17 protein-coding genes are annotated in these 18,684 nt (G+C 53.2%); all 17 read left to right on the plus strand.

Translation table 11 applies throughout. The annotated features are described in order from the left end of the window. The first annotated feature begins 9 nt into the window (after positions 1 to 9). The 17 genes from leuS (at position 10) to ACLGL1_RS07465 (ending at position 18,592) form a co-directional block, all read left to right on the plus strand. Positions 10 to 2,466 (plus strand): leucine--tRNA ligase, encoded by a 2,457-nt coding sequence (gene leuS / locus ACLGL1_RS07385; protein ID WP_411008058.1) that lies wholly within the window; start codon positions 10 to 12, stop codon positions 2,464 to 2,466. A gap of 8 nt (positions 2,467 to 2,474) precedes the next feature. Beyond that, a complete protein-coding gene (locus ACLGL1_RS07390; RefSeq protein WP_411008059.1) occupies positions 2,475 to 3,869 on the plus strand; it encodes a cobyrinate a,c-diamide synthase in 1,395 nt (464 codons plus the stop codon). A 241-nt stretch (positions 3,870 to 4,110) separates the two neighbouring features. After that, positions 4,111 to 5,319, plus strand: coding sequence for a dissimilatory-type sulfite reductase subunit alpha (dsrA, locus tag ACLGL1_RS07395; protein WP_411008072.1), 1,209 nt, complete (start codon positions 4,111 to 4,113; stop codon positions 5,317 to 5,319). Next, on the plus strand, positions 5,319 to 6,407 hold the full coding sequence (dsrB, locus tag ACLGL1_RS07400) for a dissimilatory-type sulfite reductase subunit beta (RefSeq protein WP_411008060.1): 1,089 nt from the start codon (positions 5,319 to 5,321) through the stop codon (positions 6,405 to 6,407). The genes dsrA and dsrB overlap by 1 nt, the downstream gene beginning before the upstream one ends. 41 nt (positions 6,408 to 6,448) lie before the next feature. After that, complete coding sequence (locus ACLGL1_RS07405) at positions 6,449 to 6,673, plus strand: hypothetical protein (protein ID WP_408976480.1); 225 nt, start codon at positions 6,449 to 6,451, stop codon at positions 6,671 to 6,673. Positions 6,674 to 6,763: 90 nt separating this feature from the next. Continuing rightward, entirely contained in the window at positions 6,764 to 6,964 is a 201-nt protein-coding gene (locus ACLGL1_RS07410; protein ID WP_411008061.1) for a hypothetical protein, read from the plus strand. A 12-nt stretch (positions 6,965 to 6,976) separates the two neighbouring features. Beyond that, positions 6,977 to 7,294 carry a TusE/DsrC/DsvC family sulfur relay protein gene (locus ACLGL1_RS07415; protein ID WP_411008062.1) on the plus strand — a complete coding sequence of 106 codons (318 nt, stop codon included), beginning with the start codon at positions 6,977 to 6,979 and terminating at the stop codon, positions 7,292 to 7,294. 345 nt (positions 7,295 to 7,639) lie between these two features. Then, positions 7,640 to 8,266, plus strand: a complete 627-nt coding sequence (locus ACLGL1_RS07420) for a phosphoribosyltransferase family protein (protein ID WP_411008063.1) — start codon at positions 7,640 to 7,642, stop codon at positions 8,264 to 8,266. Continuing rightward, entirely contained in the window at positions 8,259 to 9,101 is an 843-nt protein-coding gene (locus ACLGL1_RS07425; RefSeq protein ID WP_411008064.1) for a metallophosphoesterase, read from the plus strand. The genes ACLGL1_RS07420 and ACLGL1_RS07425 overlap by 8 nt, the downstream gene beginning before the upstream one ends. A 264-nt stretch (positions 9,102 to 9,365) precedes the next feature. Next, positions 9,366 to 11,060: a lactate permease LctP family transporter gene (locus tag ACLGL1_RS07430; RefSeq protein WP_411008065.1), complete on the plus strand. Its 1,695-nt coding sequence runs from the start codon at positions 9,366 to 9,368 to the stop codon at positions 11,058 to 11,060. A gap of 108 nt (positions 11,061 to 11,168) precedes the next feature. Next, the gene (locus ACLGL1_RS07435; protein ID WP_411008066.1) at positions 11,169 to 11,627 is read left to right on the plus strand and encodes a hypothetical protein; all 459 of its coding nucleotides are present in this window, start codon (positions 11,169 to 11,171) and stop codon (positions 11,625 to 11,627) included. Between the two features lie 2 nt (positions 11,628 to 11,629). Beyond that, entirely contained in the window at positions 11,630 to 13,744 is a 2,115-nt protein-coding gene (locus tag ACLGL1_RS07440; RefSeq protein ID WP_411008067.1) for a glutamine synthetase III, read from the plus strand. A gap of 1 nt (position 13,745) precedes the next feature. Then, positions 13,746 to 15,320, plus strand: coding sequence for a murein biosynthesis integral membrane protein MurJ (gene murJ, locus ACLGL1_RS07445; protein ID WP_411008068.1), 1,575 nt, complete (start codon positions 13,746 to 13,748; stop codon positions 15,318 to 15,320). A 20-nt stretch (positions 15,321 to 15,340) separates the two neighbouring features. Beyond that, on the plus strand, positions 15,341 to 17,143 hold the full coding sequence (lepA, locus tag ACLGL1_RS07450) for a translation elongation factor 4 (protein WP_411008069.1): 1,803 nt from the start codon (positions 15,341 to 15,343) through the stop codon (positions 17,141 to 17,143). A gap of 95 nt (positions 17,144 to 17,238) precedes the next feature. Continuing rightward, the gene (locus ACLGL1_RS07455; RefSeq protein ID WP_411008070.1) at positions 17,239 to 17,961 is read left to right on the plus strand and encodes an amidohydrolase family protein; all 723 of its coding nucleotides are present in this window, start codon (positions 17,239 to 17,241) and stop codon (positions 17,959 to 17,961) included. Between the two features lie 140 nt (positions 17,962 to 18,101). Next, complete coding sequence (gene relB, locus ACLGL1_RS07460; protein ID WP_408976491.1) at positions 18,102 to 18,326, plus strand: type II toxin-antitoxin system RelB family antitoxin; 225 nt, start codon at positions 18,102 to 18,104, stop codon at positions 18,324 to 18,326. Further along, complete coding sequence (locus tag ACLGL1_RS07465; protein WP_411008071.1) at positions 18,323 to 18,592, plus strand: type II toxin-antitoxin system RelE family toxin; 270 nt, start codon at positions 18,323 to 18,325, stop codon at positions 18,590 to 18,592. Before relB ends, ACLGL1_RS07465 begins: the two co-directional genes overlap by 4 nt. The last annotated feature ends 92 nt before the right edge of the window (positions 18,593 to 18,684 follow it).

Genomic DNA, 18,684 nt, shown 5'->3' on the forward strand with positions numbered 1-18,684 from the left:
GGATATCCTATGAAAGACCAATATCTCGCAAGTGATATTGAAAAAAAATGGCAAGCCCGCTGGGAAGAATCCGGCATTTATAAAACCGAGGATGCGACAGATAAGCCCTCTTACTACTGTCTGGAAATGTTTCCCTACCCCAGTGGTAAACTGCACATGGGCCACGTGCGGAACTATTCGATTGGGGATGTGGTGGCGCGTTTTAAGACCATGCGGGGCTACAATGTCCTCCATCCCATGGGTTGGGATGCCTTCGGCCTGCCGGCAGAAAATGCGGCCATTAAAAATGGTGTCCCCCCGGCCAAGTGGACCCGGGAAAATATCGCAACCATGAAGCGGCAGTTTAAGCAACTGGGTTTGTCTTTTGACTGGGACCGGGAAGTGACCACCTGCCAGCCGGACTACTACCGCTGGACCCAGTGGCTCTTTTTGCAATTTTACAAGGCTGGCCTGGCCTATAAAAAAGAAGGCCGGGTTAACTGGTGCCCCTCCTGTCAAACGGTTTTGGCCAATGAACAGGTGGTAGACGGGGCCTGCGAACGGTGCGGGACCGAGGTCCATAAAAAGGCCCTGGAGCAGTGGTACTTCCGGATCACCGACTATGCCGACCGCCTTTTAAAAGACCTGGACGAACTGGATGGCTGGCCGAAAAAGGTTCGGACCATGCAGGAAAACTGGATTGGCCGGTCTGAAGGGGCCATGATCACCTTTGAACTGGAAACCGGGGACACCATTGAGGTCTACACCACCCGGCCGGATACCCTCTTTGGGGCCTCTTACCTGGTTTTTGCCCCGGAACACCAGCTGGTTGAAAAACTGATCCAAGGCAAGGACGAGGCTGAAGCCGTCCGGGCCTTTGCCGACCGGATGAGCCACCTGACAGACCTGGAACGGACCGGGGATGCAGCGGAAAAAGAAGGGCTCCCCACCGGGGCCTATGCCACGAACCCCATTAATGGGGCTAAAATCCCCGTTTGGGTCGGTAACTATGTCATCGCCGACTACGGGACCGGCGCCGTCATGGGTGTGCCCTCCGGCGATGACCGGGACTTTGCCTTTGCGAGAAAATATAACCTGCCGATTATCCCTGTGGTCAGCCAAGAAGGGGAGGACCTTCAGGCAGCGGATATGACGGAGGCCTATACCGCCCCGGGTAAGTTGATCAATTCCGGTGACTACACCGGCATGGATAATGTGGCGGCCATGGACGCCATTGTCGAAGCCCTGGCCAAAAAGGACGCCGGCAAGAAGACCGTCAACTACCGCCTACGGGACTGGCTTATTTCCCGGCAACGGTTCTGGGGCGCCCCCATTCCCATTGTCTACTGTGACAAGTGCGGGGCCGTACCGGTACCGGAAGACCAGCTGCCGGTCCGCCTGCCGGAAGACGTGGACTTCAAGCCAACCGGGGAATCACCCTTAAATGACGCCCCAGACTTTGTCCATACCACCTGCCCCGCCTGTGGTGGGCCGGCCCGGCGGGAAACCGACACCATGGACACCTTTGTCTGCTCCAGCTGGTACTTCCTCCGCTATACCGACGCTCAAAATACCGACCTCCCCTTTGCCAAGGGCAAGGCCGATAAGTGGATGCCGGTTGACCAATACATCGGTGGGGTGGAACACGCCATCCTCCACCTGCTCTATGCCCGCTTCTTCACCAAGGTCCTCAAGGATGGGGGCCTGGTTTCAGCCAATGAACCCTTTAAAAACCTCCTCACCCAGGGGATGGTCTTAAAAGATGGGGCTAAAATGAGTAAGTCCAAGGGCAATATTGTCAGCCCGGAAGATATCATGAAGACCTACGGGGCCGATACCGCCCGGCTCTTCATCCTTTTTGCAGCCCCGCCGGAAAGAGACCTGGAATGGAATGACCGGGCCGTAGAAGGCTGCTACCGCTTCCTGGGCCGGGTCTACCGGTATATCCAGCGCTACCTGGCCCTGCCGGCCGGCGAAGGGACCCCGGAAGCGGAAAAAGACCTCCGCTACCTAGCCCACAGCTCCCTGGCCCGGATTACTGATGACATTGAAGACCGGTTCAACTTCAATACGGCTGTCAGCGCCATCATGGAACTGGTCAACGGCCTCTACAGCATCCTGGATAGCTACCAGGACCACCGGTCCCCGGCCATTGATGAAGCCACCGATATCCTCATCCACGTCCTGGCCCCCTTCGTGCCCCACCTGGCGGAAGAACTCTGGGAGGCCCTGGGTCATAAGGACAGCATCCACGCCCAACCCTGGCCGGCCTATGACCCTTCAGCTTTGGAAAAAGACGAAGTGGAAATCGTCATCCAGGTCAACGGTAAGGTCCGGGCCCACCTCATGGTAGCGGCCGGCCTATCCAAGGAAGAAACTGAAGCACAAGTCCTGGCTGATGACAGTGTCCAAGCCCTGATTAGCGGGAAAACGGTTCGTAAGACCATTGTGGTGCCACAAAAACTGGTTAACCTCGTGGTCGGTTAGGGGGGCATATGGCAACTGAATTTCCCCGGCTGATGATTGCCGCCATTCAGGGCATGAGTGGGAAAACAACGGTAACTATTGGCCTCTTAAAGGCCCTGCGGGACCGGGGTCTTCGGGTCCAGCCCTATAAAAAGGGACCGGATTACATTGACCCCAGCTGGGCCACCATTGCCTCCGGCCTCCCCTGTCGGAACCTGGATGCCATTATGATGAAGGATGACCAGCTCATCCACAGCCTTTGCAGCCAAAGCGACCGGGCGGACCTGGCCATTGTCGAAGGGGCCATGGGGATCTTTGACGGCTTTGACATCAACGGGTCCAACTCAAGTGCCGAACTGGCCCACCTCCTGGATATCCCCATTATCCTGGTGGTCAGCGGCCAGCGGATTACCAGGAGCGTCGCCGCCCTCATCAATGGGGTGGTCCAGTTTGATGACCGGATCAATATTGCCGGCGTGGTCTTAAACCGGGTCGCCCGGCCCCGCCACCAGCGGATCATGACCGGGGCCATTGAGAAGTACTGCCAGGTCCCCATCCTGGGGACCCTCCCCAAGGGGGACGACATCAAGATTCCCGACCGCCACCTAGGCCTGGTCCCAGCCGGCGAAGAGGCCGAGCTCCTGTCTCGGGTTGATCGGCTCGGTGAACTCGTTGAAGAACACCTGGATATTGACCGGCTCCTGGCCATTGCCAAGACGGCCCCGCCTATTGAGGATCCAGGTGGAGGCGCCATCCAGGTGGACCTGCCCCGGCGGCCCAAGATCGGCGTTTTTCAGGACCGGGCCTTTAGCTTTTACTACCCGGAAAACCTGGAAGCCCTGGAAGAGGCCGGCGCCGACCTGGTGACGGTCAATGCCTTCACAACAAGGGATGTGGACGACCTGGATGGCCTCTACATTGGAGGTGGCTTTCCGGAAGTCATGGCCGCCGACCTGGCCGCCAACGAAAGCCTCAAGGCCTCGGTCAAAAAAGCCGCTGATCAGGGCATCCCCATCTACGCAGAATGCGGGGGGCTTATGTACCTGAGCCAGGGCATCCGGACCACCGAGGGCTACTTCCCCATGTGCGGGATCTTTCCCTGCGAAATTGAAATGACCAGCAAGCCTCAGGGCCATGGTTATGCCTTCCAGCGCATCCGGACCAACAACCCCTACTTCACCCCGGGGGACCTTATCCCCGGCCATGAATTCCACCATTCCAGGGCCGTTTGGCCGGCAGGTGTTGACCCAGCCGACCAGGCCTTCGCCTTTGAAACCGAGCGGGGGAAGGGGTTAGCGGTTGTGAATGGAATCACATACGATGGCCTGGTCTACCAGCATACCCTGGCCACCTACCACCACTATCATGCCGCAGCCCAGGCCCTGTGGGCGGAAAAATTTGTAAAAATGGCCGCAAAGGCCTGACATAAAGGAGGGTTATTGCTAGCATAAGAAAAACATTTCGCTAACTTTGTGCAATTGGTTGCAAAATACTGACATTTGTGGGAAACTATAGTCAGTAGATGGATACATTAGGTTTTTGTCACAAGCTATCAACATGGAGGGGTGCCCTAGTATCCCCGAGCTTATTACTATTATTTATGACAGCTGACTAGACCTGACCTAAGGGAAAAGGTCGAACCCAATCACATGGAGGTGTATGGATTTGTCAACTAACAACAGACCAATGATGGAGGAATTGAAAAACGGCCGCTGGCCCTCCTTCATCACCGAGATTGAGAAGAGTGAAAGCAATGAAATGTCTCACGAACTTCTCGACCTGCTTGAAGAATCCTATGAACGCAAAGTACCCCTTTGGAAACACGGCGGTATTGTAGGCGTTCGTGGTTACGGCGGCGGTGTCGTCGGCCGTTATACGCTGGAACCGGAAAAATTCCCGGCAGTTAAGGAATTCCATACCATGCGTATCAACCAACCGTCCGGTTTCTTCTACACCTCAGATGATATTCGCACCCTTTGCGACATCTGGGAAAAACACGGTTCCGGTTTAACCAATATGCACGGGACCACCGGGGATGCAGTCTTTTTAGGGACCACCACTGACCACTTGCAACCCTGCTTCAACGACCTGTCTGACGCTGGCTGGGACTTAGGTGGCTCTGGCTCCAACTTAAGAACCCCCTGCTGCTGCGTAGGCCCGGGTCGGTGTGAATACGCCTGCATTGATACCCTGGACTTAACTTATAATATTACCATGGAATACCAAATGGAATTGCACCGCCCGATGTGGCCCTACAAGTCCAAAATTAAAATTTCCGGCTGCCCGAACGACTGTGTATCTTCCACTGCACGTTCCGACATTGCTATTATCGGTACTTGGCGTGACGCTATCCAAGTGGATCAAGCTGAAGTGGCTAAGTATGTTGACAATGGCATGCCGATGGAAGCTGCTATCGTTAAACCCTGCCCGACCCAATGCATCAAGTACGATGCTGAGAAGAAAGAACTCAATATCGACAATGCCAACTGCAGCCGTTGCATGCACTGCATCAACTTAATGCCGAAAGCGCTTAAGGTCGGTAAGGAAAAAGGCGCCAGCATCCTGCTCGGTGGTAAAGCAACCATCGTTCAGTCCGCTTTCATCGGCTGGGTTGTTGTTCCTTTCATGAAACTCGATAAAGAAGACGACTACGCCAACCTCAAAGAGTTCCTCGAAGGCGTATGGGATTGGTGGGATGAAAACGCTAAAACCCGTGAACGTCTTGGTGAGTTAATTTACCGCTTAGGGATGAACAGCCTGCTCAAAGCCATCGACATGAAACCGGTTCCGCAAATGGTTCATCACCCGCGTGAAAACCCCTATATCTACTGGTATGGCGATGACTTTGAAAATGATACGGAGGTGGCAGAATAATGACGCAACAATTCGCAGCTACTGACATTGGACCTCCTCATTATTTTGAGAGAATGCCCCAAGTCTGTCAGGACAACTATTTCAAATGGGAATACCACGAAAAAATTAAGCCTGGCGTTTACATGCACCATGGCCCGGCCGGCGATGTTTACACCGTGCGTGTAGGCTCTCCGCGTCTGCTTTCTATCGAATCCCTGCGCTGGTTTGCTGGACTGGCTGACAAGTATTGTGACGGCCACTTCCGCTTTACCACCCGTAGTTCCATCGAATTCCTGACCCCCAACAAAGATAATGTTGATAAAATTATCGAAGAAGTTGAAGAATACGGCTTCCCTGTTGGCGGTACCGGGAACTCCTTAAAAACCCTGTTGCACACCCAAGGTTGGGTACACTGCCACAGTGCTGCAACAGATGCTTCCGGGACCACTAAAGTTGTTATGGACGAACTCTATGACTACTTCAAACGTGATGATCTCCCGGCTCAGCTTAAAATTTCTATGGCTTGCTGCCTGAACATGTGCGGTGCAGTTCACTGCTCCGACATTTCCTTCGTTGGTATTCACAGAACCCTGCCCCGCGTCATTGACGAAGAAGTGGCTAACAGCTGTGAAATCCCGAACCTGGTAGCCAGCTGCCCGGTTGGCGCTATTCGTCCGAACCCGAGAAAGAAATCCGTTACCATTAACGAAGAAAAATGCATGTACTGCGGGAACTGCTTCTCCGTTTGCCCGGCCCTGCCGATTGCAAACCCGGATGATGACGGTATCGCTATCTTCGTCGGCGGTAAGGTTTCCAACACCCGTAAAGGGCCTTCTTTCTCCAAACTGGTTGTTCCTTACGTTCCGAACGAACCGCCCCGTTGGCCGACCCTGGTCAAAACCATCAAAATGCTTGTTGAAGTGTGGGTAGAAAACGCACGTCCGGGTGAACGTTATGGTGAATGGGTTGAACGTATTGGTTGGGAAAAATTCTTTGAATTAACTGGCCTTGAATTCACCGACAAACACATTGACGACTTCACCTTCTCCGTGAAGACTTTCCGTACCACCTCTAACTTTAAATTCACCGACGCTGTCGAAACGATGTAAAGTCTTCGCTTTCGTGCGCGTTGCCGAAAGGAGATGTCTTTATGGCTGAATTCACCCAAGAGGAATTGTCGGCAAAAATCCTTGAATTCCTGGGTACTGTGGAAAAAGCGAAAAACAAAGAAGTCGCTGCTGCTATCGGCGTGAAGAAACGTGACGTTGATAAGGCAGTAAATGACCTCGCCAAAGAAGGTAAAATCGAATTCCTGTACCTGGGTACCAGTTATATCTGCCTGCCCGGTTCCAAAGGAACTGCCGGCGCAGAATAAGGCTGTGTGTAGTATAAGCAAGACTGATAGCTAGCACTTTGCTATTAGACAGACAATTTGCTATAATACTCTTGTTGGAAGGGATAAATCATGGCGATCATGGAAGACTGTATGGAATGGCTGGATTACGTGGAGGATTTAATCCGTGAACTCGGTGATTCCAAACCGTCGGAGTTTAGACAGGGGCAGGTCGACGGCCTGAGAATGGCTGCCGACATGCTGAAAGATTACCTGGCGGACTATCCGGGCTATGTGGATCCACTTCGTAAATTCGATCAATTCAAAATGTAAGGAGAAGATACCATGCCAGAAATCGATGTAAATGGTCAAAAAATTGAAGTCGATGAAGACGGTTTCTTAGTAAACCTTGACGACTGGAACGAAGAAGTTGCTAAATATTTAGCAGAACAAGAAGGCATCAGTGAGCTCAATGAAGATCATTGGAAGCTCATTGAATACCTCAAAAACTATTTCAAAGAATACGGGATTGCTCCGATGGTTCGTAAGATGACCAAAGAATCCGGCTACAGCTTAAAGCAGATCTATGATCTGTTCCCGTCCGGCCCGGCTAAAGGCGCTTGTAAAATCGCTGGCCTGCCGAAACCGACCGGTTGCGTATAATCATGCGACCAAGAACTCAGCCTCGGCTGAGTTCTTTTTTTATTTTATGCCAATAGTTGGCGTCAGCCATATGCTCTTTATACAAAAAACGAAGCGCACCCTTAAATGCCTCAAGCCAATTGAGGCGTTTTTTATTGAACCAGCATTATTCTACTAGAAAACGAGGGGTCATTTTTGGTTAACCTATAAGTAGTGAACTTAAGGTAAGAAAGTTTTTGGCTTGCTCTTGAGAATAAACAAGCTGCCGGTAGAATTGGGCCGGACCGCATTCCCTTGGAATTGACTTTAAGGAAATTGCTTGCTATTATGAAGCATATGACACTTGACCGACAAGGAGGGCAAAAGATGCGTAAATTTATCAATATAGCTGTTGCAGGTGTGTATCGGCGCTTACCTTTGTATCAAGTGGATGAAGACACTTTTGAGGCGGTGTTTACCGCTTTTAACGATGTAGAGCTCACAACCACTGCGGCCACAGAGCTTTTAGACCGGGTGCCGGCCTTTGACTGTATCCTCACAGAAGAAACCCAGGGGGTCCCCCTGGCCTATGAGATGACCAAGCAAGCCGGTTTAAAACGTTATATTGTGGCGCGGAAGCAGGCCAAGGCCCATATGGATGATGTGGTTGCCATGCAGATGGAGGGGACGGATGACGTCCCCCTGGATGTCCGCAAGCTCTACCTCAGCCAGGAGGATGCCGCCTTTATCAAGGGCAAACGGATTCTCCTGGTCGATGATTGCGTCTTGCATGGTAGCACCATGTATGCCTTAGGTGAATTGGTCGAAGCCTTGGGCGGGTATGTCACCGGTATGGCGACCATTATGGTCCAGGAAGAGGCTAGCCTTTTCCCCGACCTAGTAGCCCTGGTATCCCTACCGGTTTATACGGCTGACCAGGTGGCTGACCTGCCTATGGCACCTATTGGGCAAGACAAGACACCTGACCCAGATGGGGAGGCGGACTATGAGTAAGTGGCCCTGGGCGGGTGCCGTCCTAGCCCTGGCCGGGATCAACTACGGGATATGGCGGCTCTTTTCCTATGAACCGACCATCAGCCGCTATCGGCTGGCGGACCCGGCCTGGCAGGGGGCCCGGCCTCTGCGCCTGGCCCTGGTCAGCGACTTTCACTCCGGCAGCGGCCAATGGAGTGGGGAGGCCCTGGGGCGGATTATCTTAAATGAAGAGGTGGATGCCCTCTGCATTGCCGGTGACCTTTTTGATGCCAAGGGGGGTATTGATGAAGGCGTGTCTTTATTAACGGCTTTGGTACCCCACATGCCTGTCTTTTTTGTCACAGGTAACCATGAAGAAAGCCGCTTTGACCGGGCGGACATGGCCAATAACCTGAAAGAGATGGGGGTGGCTGTCCTGGATAATGCCGGAGTTGCCGTTGACCTGGCCGGCATGCGGGTGGAGGTCCTGGGCTTTGTCGACCAGACCGCCTACGCCGACCGGGATGAATGGGTCTGGGCAGCAGGCCTCCCCCTTAAGGAAAAGGCCCCCAGTGCCTCGGCCTACCGGATTGTTCTTTCCCACCGGCCGGAACAAAAAAACTTCTATAGCCAGTTACAGGCCCACTTGGTCCTGGCTGGCCACGCCCATGGCGGCCAGTGGCGGCTGCCGGGCCTTGGCGGCCTTTATGCGCCGGGCCAGGGCCTCTTTCCCCGGCTGACCCGGGGGGTCTACCGGTGTGGGAAAAAACATCCCTACCGGATGGTGGTGAGCGCAGGCTTTGCCCTCCACCCCCTGGTCCCCCGGGTGAACAACCGGCCGGAGCTGGTCATTGTGGATATCGCTGCTTCATGACCTGTGGTATAACAAAAATACAGCTAATGGATTTAATGTTAGCTGTATTTTTATATTTAGTCACTTTTTTTAAAAAAAGATAGGGAAAAAGCAAACAGATTAGCAGGAATATTTCGAAAAATAACCGGATACATTCGGATATTTATAGCCTTATCATTTTTTCTGGACAAATCACTAAAAACTGATACAGAACAGGTTGAAATTAGCTACCATTCCCCGTATAATAAACTAAGCAATCATACAAAATTGTAGAGGAGGTATCTTATGATTAGCGCTATTTGGACGCAAAACTATACGCCAATCGACGATAGTGTTTGGCTGTCCGCCCTTGTTGCACTTATCCCTATTATTTTCTTCTTAGTCACCCTTGGGGTACTACGTTGGAAAGCGCATGTTGCCGGCTTCTGTACGGCGGTTTTATCAGCACTTATTGCTATCATTGTCTTTAAAATGCCAGTCGCATCCGCAGTGATGGCTGGGGTCAATGGGTTCCTGTATGGTTTGTGGCCCATTGCCTGGATCATTATCTGTGCGGTCTTCCTGTACAAACTATCCGTTAACAGCGGCCAGTTTGACATTATCCGGGACAGTATCCTGTCCATTACGGAAGACCAACGGATTCTGGTGATTCTGGTCGGTTTCTGCTTCGGGTCCTTCCTGGAAGGGGCCGCTGGCTTTGGGGCCCCGGTTGCTATTGCTGCCGCCCTCTTGGCTGGGATTGGTCTGAAACCCCTGTATGCAGCCGGCCTCTGCTTAGTGGCCAACTCTGCTCCGGTTTGCTTCGGCGCCCTGGGGGTACCGGTTATTACAGCCGGGTCTGTTACCGGGATTGATGCCAGCTTAATCGGTCAACAGGCCGCCAACCAATTGGCCATCCTGTCCCTGATCGTACCGCTCTTTATTGTTTTCCTGATGGACGGCATGCGGGGGATCCGCGAATGCTGGCCTGCAGCCATTGTAGCCGGTGTATCCTTTGCCGGTGCCCAGTTGGTTTCCGCTCATATCTTTGGGCCCCAGCTGCCTTCTATTATTTCTGCTGTTGTTTCCCTTCTGGCCATGGTTGTTCTTTTACGGGTCTGGAAGCCGAAACACGTCTATACCGTTGAAGAAGCAGCTAAAGAAGCCGGTGAAGAAGTCCAAGCCGGTGCCCTGGCTGACCTGCAGCACCATTCTGCCGGCGCCATCGTTCGGGCTTGGAGCCCCTTCTTACTGCTCATCGTCTTCGTCATCATCTGGACCAATAAAGGCTTTAAGGCCCTCTTTGCGCCTGGTGTAGACGGAGCTGCTGCCGGTCCTTTAGCTGGGACAGTCCTCACCTTTGAAATGCCGGGCCTCCACAATATGGTCCAACAGGCCATGCCGATTGGGGACAGTGTCCTGCCGGCGGTCTTTAAGTTGGATATCCTTAGTGGGACCGGGACGGCCATCTTCCTGGCAGCCATTGCCACTGTTTTTGTTTACGGCATGGGCGCAGGCAAGGCCATTGATACCTTTAAAGAAACCGTCAATGAAATGAAATGGGCGATTGTCAACATTGGCTGTGTATTAGCCTTTGCCTATGTCATGAACTTCTCCGGTATGGCCTCCACCATGGCCCTGGCTTTAGCTTCTACCGGTGCTTTCTTCCCCTTCATTTCTCCACTAATCGGTTGGGTAGGGGTCTTCTTAACCGGGTCCGACACCTCTGCGAACGCCCTCTTCTGCGGCCTGCAGGCAACGACGGCCAACCAAGTTGGTGTCTCTGATGTCCTCCTGGTTGCAGCTAACTCTTCCGGTGGGGTCACTGGGAAGATGATTTCTCCGCAATCCATGGCTATTGCCTGTGCAGCTGTTGGTATTGTTGGTAAAGAAAGTGAATTGCTCCGCTACACGATTCGCTTCAGTTTCCTTTTCGCCCTACTGATTTGTATCGTCAATGGCCTCTTTGCTTATGTACTGCCCTTTGCTGTTATAGGCTGATTAGGAATTAACTTGCGAACTCCCGGATGGGGGTTCGCATTTTTTGTGTGACAGGCAAGCTTCCTCATGATAGAATAGGAGTGTTATAGAGACTGAAGGGGTGAAGTGATGTCAGCTAAACAAAAAATGGGTTACTGGCGGTTAGCCATGGCCTTACTGGTCTATGCTGTCATATGGATGGGCTACAAGGAATGGGTGCCCTATTGGGGTGGCGCCTTTCTTTTGCCGATAGGGACGCTTCTCCGGCCCTATTCGCCTGAAGGGGTGAAGGAATGGCCTAAGGTAGAGAAGGCCGGCCTTTTCTTTTATATGGTCAAGTGGTTTGCAGTCATCCTTCTCATCCTGGCCGGCGGGCTGGTCCTGGGCGCTATCTTTTTTTCTATCCCCCTGGCCAAGCTTGTCCCGGTCCTGAAGGAAGAGTGGCTGGTGGTCGTCCCTCTCTTGTTTGTACCGGTGTGCAGTTATCTGAACCATGCCAAGCACTTTGTCAATGACAGTTTGCGTCGGGCCCAAGAAGCCTCTCAGAATGGCCGCCGTAAAAAGAAAAAACCAGCTAAAAGGAGATAACCATGACGGAATTCAGTGCAGAGACAAGTTCTAAATTCGACCTTTTTGGAGCAGATGTATTTAGTGATGAAGTGATGCAGCAGCGTCTGCCTAAGCGGATATATAAATCTCTTAAAGCGACCATTGAAACTGGGTCAGACTTAGACAAAGACATCGCAGAAGTCGTTGCGGCTGCCATGAAGGACTGGGCCATTGAACGGGGGGCAACCCACTTTGCCCACTGGTTCCAGCCCATGACCGGGATGACCGCTGAAAAACACGAATCTTTTTTGGAGCCGGTCGGCAATGGTCGAGCCATTACCGAGTTTTCCAGCAATAACCTGGTCAAGGGGGAACCGGATGCCTCCAGTTTTCCATCCGGGGGCCTGCGGGATACTTTTGAAGCCCGGGGCTATACCAGCTGGGACCCGTCCAGCCCGGCCTTTATCAAGGATAAAAGCCTCTACATACCCTCGGTATTTTTCTCATATACCGGCAACGTTTTAGATAAAAAGACCCCCCTCCTGCGGTCCATGAATGCCATCAACCAGCAGGGCCTGCGGATTATGCGCCTCTTTGGTGACTATGCGACCCGGCGAATCCATGCCTATATGGGGGCCGAGCAGGAGTATTTCCTGGTCCCCCTGGACCATTACCACAAAAGGAAGGACCTCTTTATTTGCGGCCGGACCCTTTTCGGGGCCCCGGCGCCCAAGGGGCAGGAGTTTGAAGACCACTATTTTTCCGCCATCAATGAGCGGGTCGCCGGCTTTATGCGGGAGCTGGACGAAGCCCTTTGGCGGCTCGGGGTACCGGCCAAGATCAAGCACAGTGAAGTGGCCCCGGGCCAGTTTGAACTGGTGCCGGTTTTCAATACTTGTAACGTAGCCAATGACCAAAACCAACTGGTCATGGCCTGCATGCATAACATTGCCCCCCGCCATGGGCTGGCCTGTCTTTTGGCCGAAAAACCCTTCCAGGGGGTCAATGGCAGCGGTAAGCACATCAACTGGTCGATAGGAACCGATGACGGGGTCAACCTCCTGGTGCCCGGCAATACCGCCAAGGAAAATGCTCGCTTTCTTCTCTTCTTCTGCGCCATGCTCCATGCCGTAGATACTTATCCGGAACTCCTACGGGCGGTGATTTCCTCCTCCGGCAATGACCTCCGCCTAGGCGGCGACGAAGCGCCGCCAGCCATTCTATCCATCTATATTGGTGAGGAAATGCTCGGCATCTTAGAAGAAATTGAAAAGGGCCGGGACTACAATACCGTTGACAAGGGGATGATGGAGCTCGGGGTCAATATTCTACCCAAGCTCCCAAAAGATATTTCCGACCGGAACCGGACCTCGCCCTTTGCCTATACCGGTAATAAGTTTGAATTCCGGATGCCGGGGGCCTCATCTTCGACCGCCGGACCCAATATTGCCATCAATGCCGCTTATGCTGAAGTCCTCCGCCAATATGCCGACCGGCTGGAAGGGGCGGAAAATTTCTGGGATGAATTGAGCCAGCTCATCGTCGATGAAATCCGGGAGCATAAGCGGGTGGTCTTTAACGGCAACAACTATGCAGACGAATGGGTTGAAGAAGCTAAGCGGCGGGGGCTGCCAATTATTGACCATGCCCTGGATGCCTTTATGGAGTACAACAGCCCTAAGAATTGTGGCCTTTTTACCGAGCAGCATATTTACACCCAGGAAGAAATTGACTCCCGCCGGGACATCCACCTTTTGGAATATATTCGCCGGATTAATATTGAGGCCCTGACCATGGTAGAAATGGCCAATAAAAACATCATCCCGGATGTCCTCCGCTACGAGCGCCTGCTCCTGTCCATCCTGCGGGACAAGAAGGACCTCCAACTCAATGTCTCTGAAAGCGCTGAATACGCCCTCTTAACGGAGCTGTCCGGTTACTTAAATGCCTTCCGCCAAGCGGTCATTAAGCTGGACCATTCCATCGGGTCGGCCCAGGCCCTCCAGGATGACCTGGTGGCCTGTGCCTACAGTTACCAGGATGATGTCACAGAAAATATGAAGGTGGTCCGGGAGCTGGGAGACCGGCTGGAAGTGATTTGCGACGAAAGTGTCTGGAGCATGCCCAGCTATACGGCGCTACTCCTGGAAGGCTGATATGGGCCTTTTTAAAGGTGGCCTAAAGCGCCGGTCTTTGGGACAGATTGCAGGTTTTCTCATCCTGATGAGCGCCGCCTCCCGCGTGCTGGGATATGTGCGCGAAATTGTCCTTACCACGGTTTTCGGCCAGGGGCCAATGACCGATGCCTATAAGGCCGCTTTCTTAATCCCGGATGTCTTGTACCTGATTTTAATTGGCGGAGCCTTCAGCACCGCTTTTATCCCGGTTCTTTCCGGCTACTTTACCAAGGACGAAGACGAAGAGGCCTGGAAGGTGGCCTCAACCATCTTAAACTTTGTCCTGGTTGCTGTCACGGTGGGCATCGGGCTCTTATATTTGGCGGCCCCCTGGGTGGTCCTCCACTTTATCAGCCCCGGCTATGCCGCAGAAACCCAGGAACTGACCATTTACCTGACCCGGGTCATGCTCATCCAGAGCTTTTTCATGTGCCTGTCAGGGATTGCCCAGGGCATCTGCCATGTCCACCAGCAGTTTACAGCGCCGGCTGTGGGGCCCCTCCTGTATAATATCGCCATTATCTTCATCGGCCTCCAGCTGATGGACCAGTATGGGATCCGGGCCTTTGCCTATGGGGTGGTTATCGGGAGCTTTTTAAACTTTGCTGTCCATGTGCCCTACCTGGTCAAGCTGGGCTTCCGTTACTACCCGGTCCTGAACCTGCGCCACCCGGGGGTGGTGGAATTCTTCCGCCTGGCCCTGCCGGTGATTTTGGGCCTGTCGGTCATCTACCTGAATACCTTCGTGACCCAGTACCTGGGCAGTTGGCTGGCCCCGGGGACGGTGACCCTGCTCAATAATGCCAACCGGCTCATGCAGCTGCCGGTCGGGGTCTTTGCCATTGCCATCGCTACGGCTTATTTTCCCCGCCTGGCCGAGTCGGTCTCTGCCGGGAAAATAGCAGCCTTTAAGAAGCAATTAACCGCCGGGATTAACCAGATATTTTTCCTTCTGGTCCCGGCTTCTGTGGGCCTGTGGGCGGTCAGTGAACCTCTGATCCGGGCCCTCTACCTACAAGGGCGGTTTACCGACCACAATGTGGTGGTTACCGCCCAGGCCCTGGCCCTTTATGCCATCGGCATTGTGGGCTACAGCCAGCAGCAAATGTTAAACCGGGGCTTTTACGCCGTCCGGGATACCCGGTCGGCGGTTTTGATGAATGTAGTGGTCATCGGGACCAATATTGCCCTGTCCTTTCTCCTGGTTGGCCCCATGGACTTCCGCGGCCTGGCCCTGGCCTATTCTATTGCCGGGATGTTGGCCATGGTCCTGCTCTTTGTGGTCCTACGACAGAAAATCGGCCCCTTTGGCGGCCGGCACATTGCCCAGAGCCTGGTCAAGGTCCTGGTGGCCAGTGCCGTTATGCTCTTGGCCGTTCGTTTGACCCTCTTTGGCCTAGACGGCCTGACCTTGACCAGTAAGGCCGCCCAGCTCCTTGTCCTGGGCATGGCCATCAGCATTGGCATGGCCAGCTACACCGGCATGGCCCTTGTTTTACGGATTGATGAAATGGAAGAGGCGGTTGGCAGTTTGCGCCGCAAACTCCGCTTATAGCCGCTTCAGGAAGGAGTTTTATGCAAAAAAAGATACGTAACTTTTGCATAATCGCTCACATAGACCATGGCAAATCTACCCTTGCAGACCGCTTATTGGAAGCCACGGGAACGGTCAGTGAGCGAGACATGCAAGCCCAACTTTTAGACAATATGGATTTAGAGCGGGAGCGGGGGATCACCATCAAGCTCCAGACGGTCCGCCTCAATTACACCGCTAAAGATGGGGAAGAGTATATCTTAAACCTCATCGATACTCCGGGGCATGTGGACTTTACCTATGAAGTGTCCCGGTCCCTGGCCGCCTGCGAAGGGGCCCTCCTGGTTGTTGACGCGGCCCAGGGTATTGAAGCCCAGACCCTGGCCAATGTCTACCTGGCCCTGGAGCATGACCTGGAGATTATCCCGGTTATCAATAAGATTGACCTCCCTTCGGCAGACCCGGACCGGGTCAAGGAAGAGATAGAAGAGGTCATCGGCTTAGATGGGGACGATGCCATCCTCTGTTCCGCCAAAACCGGCCAAGGCATTGAGGATATCCTGGAGGCGGTGGTCAAGACCGTCCCGGCTCCGGCAGGAGACCGGCATGCCCCCGTCCGGGCCCTGATTTTTGACTCCTTTTATGACGCCTACCGGGGGGCCATTGCCTACGTCTGCGTCAAGGAAGGGACCCTCCATGACAAGGACCGGATCACCATGATGGCCGGGCAGAAGAGCTTTGACATCACCGAGCTGGGCGTCCACGTCCCCGGTGAGAAGAAGGTCAAGTCCCTGGCTGCCGGGGAAGTTGGCTATATTGCCGCCAGTATGAAGGAAGTGGCGGATACCCGGGTGGGGGATACCATCACCACCACCGACCGGCCAGCGGCAGAGCCCCTACCGGGCTACCAGAAAGCTACCCCCATGGTCTATTGCGGCCTCTACCCGGTGGATAATGAACAATATCCGGAACTGAAGGAGGCCCTCATCAAGCTCTCCCTTAATGACGCGGCCCTGGAATACGAACCGGAAACCTCCCAGGCCCTGGGCTTTGGCTTCCGCTGTGGCTTTCTAGGCATGCTCCACATGGAAATCATTCAGGAGCGGCTGGAACGGGAATACAACCTGGAACTCATCACCACCGCCCCCTCGGTTATCTACCATGTCTTCTTAACCGATGGCAGCATGGTCGAGGTGGACAACCCGGCCTTTATGCCCTCGCCGCAAAAGATTGATCACATTGAAGAACCCTTTGCCCGGGTCCAGGTCATGGTTCCCTCAGATTTTGTGGGTCCCGTTATGGAACTGGGCCAGGAGCGTCGGGGCCGGTTTAAGGATATGCAGTTTACCGGCAAAACCCGGGCCACTGTCATCTATGATATGCCCCTTGGGGAAATCGTCTTTGACTTCTTTGACCAACTGAAAACCCGGACCCGGGGCTATGCCTCCCTGGAATATGAAATGGGCGACTACGAGGCCAGTAAGCTGGTCAAGCTGGACGTCCTGGTCAATGGCGAAGTGGTCGATGCCCTGTCCTGTATTGTCCACAAGGACAAGGCCTACCACCGGGGCCGGGCCCTGGCTGCCCGGCTCAAGGAACTCCTGCCCCGGCAACAGTTCGAAGTCCCCATCCAGGCTGCCATCGGCAACAAGGTCATTGCCCGGGAAACGGTCAAGGCCTTGCGGAAGAACGTTTTGGACAAGTGCTACGGCGGGGATATCAGCCGGAAGCGGAAACTTTTAGAGAAGCAGAAGGAAGGGAAGAAGCGGATGAAACAGGTGGGGAATGTGGAAATTCCCCAGGAAGCCTTTATGGCCGTCCTTTCCCTGAACGACACAGATTAAAGCAAAAGCGCCAAATGGTCGGTGTTTTATCCTGCCATTTGGCGCTTTTTTCTGGCCCCGCTATCCGCTATCCTAGACCCTATGGAGGTGTTCGTATGCAAATAATTGATGCTCATGCCCATGTTGGGCAGTTCGGTGGCTGGGCCAATGTCGCCAATGGCCCAGCCGACCTCATTAAAACCATGGATGCATACCATATTCAACAAGCCATTATTTGTCCCACCGGTTTTGATACCAATGATGAAGCAGCCGCCGCTGCAGACAAGTACCCGGACCGGTTTATCCCCCTGGCCTGGGTCCATCCCATGAATGCCGGCCCGGAAGCCGCCCACCATTATATTGAAAAACGGGGCTTTAAGGGGATTAAGCTCCACCCCCTCTTCAATGCCTACGCCGCCGATGACCCCGGTGTCGACCCCATTATGGAAGAGGCGGAGCGGCTGGATGTCCCCGTCTTTATCCATTCCGGCCACGTCCCCTTCTCTACCCCCTGGCAGATTGCTCTCCTGGCAGAACGCCACCCCAAGGTCCGGGTGGTCATGATCCACATGGGCCATGGCCATGGCATTTACGTCCAGGCTGCCCTGGATATGGCCTGCCGGTATGACAATATCTGGCTGGAAATGAGCGGGATGCCCATGCCCACCAAGATAAAAGAAGCCTATGACCGGGTCGGCCATGACCGGATCTTCTTTGGCACTGACCTGCCCTTCCACGCTCCCCAAGTGGAAATAGACAAGGTCCGCTACAGCGGCCTGTCAGAAGCCGCCCAGGCAGACGTTTTTTACAACAACATTAAAAAATTTATGGGCCTGTAAGGTTAGCGATAAAAAGATAATTGCCTATCTATCAGCCGCTTGCAAGGATGGCTAGCAGCGTATATAGCTTAGCTGGGCTTGCTCCTCTTGTTGTGGACCTGCTCTTTGTGTTACAATGTAATATGAAAGGAGTGAGGTAGATGGCTACAATAACCACACGAGTCAATGCAGAAGAAAAAGACCTCATTCAAAGTTATGCTCGCTTCTTCGGTTTGTCCGTTTCTGATTTTATCCGGCAGACCGTTATTGAGAAGATTGAAGATGAGTGGGACATTCAAGTTGCTGATGAGGCCTACCAAAATTACCTGGAAAACCCTAGCGATATTGTGCTTTTTTCCGATATTGAAAAAGAGTTACAAGTATGAGCTATGAGCTTGTCCTTACCCGTAATGCTGAAAAAAAGCTCAGTCAACTAGATAAAACCACTAGGAAACGTATTGCCCTGTGGTTGGCTAAGCACCTACAAAATACTGAAGAACCAAGGGTTCATGGTAAGGCTTTAAAAGGTCATTTAACTGACTACTGGCGGTATAGAATTGGTGACTATCGGATTATTGCCAGAATAGAAGATGAGACGCTCATCATCTTAGTCGTGGAAATAGGGCATAGAAAAGATATCTATCGTTCATAAATCACCAATCTTGCAAGATTGATTCCGAAGTATATACTAGGCTTAAGGAAATATGATACATTATAATCACTAAAAAAGCCCACCAAGTGCCA

The organism is Peptococcus simiae (genome assembly GCF_046569735.1).
Lineage (GTDB): Bacteria > Bacillota > Peptococcia > Peptococcales > Peptococcaceae > Peptococcus > Peptococcus simiae_A.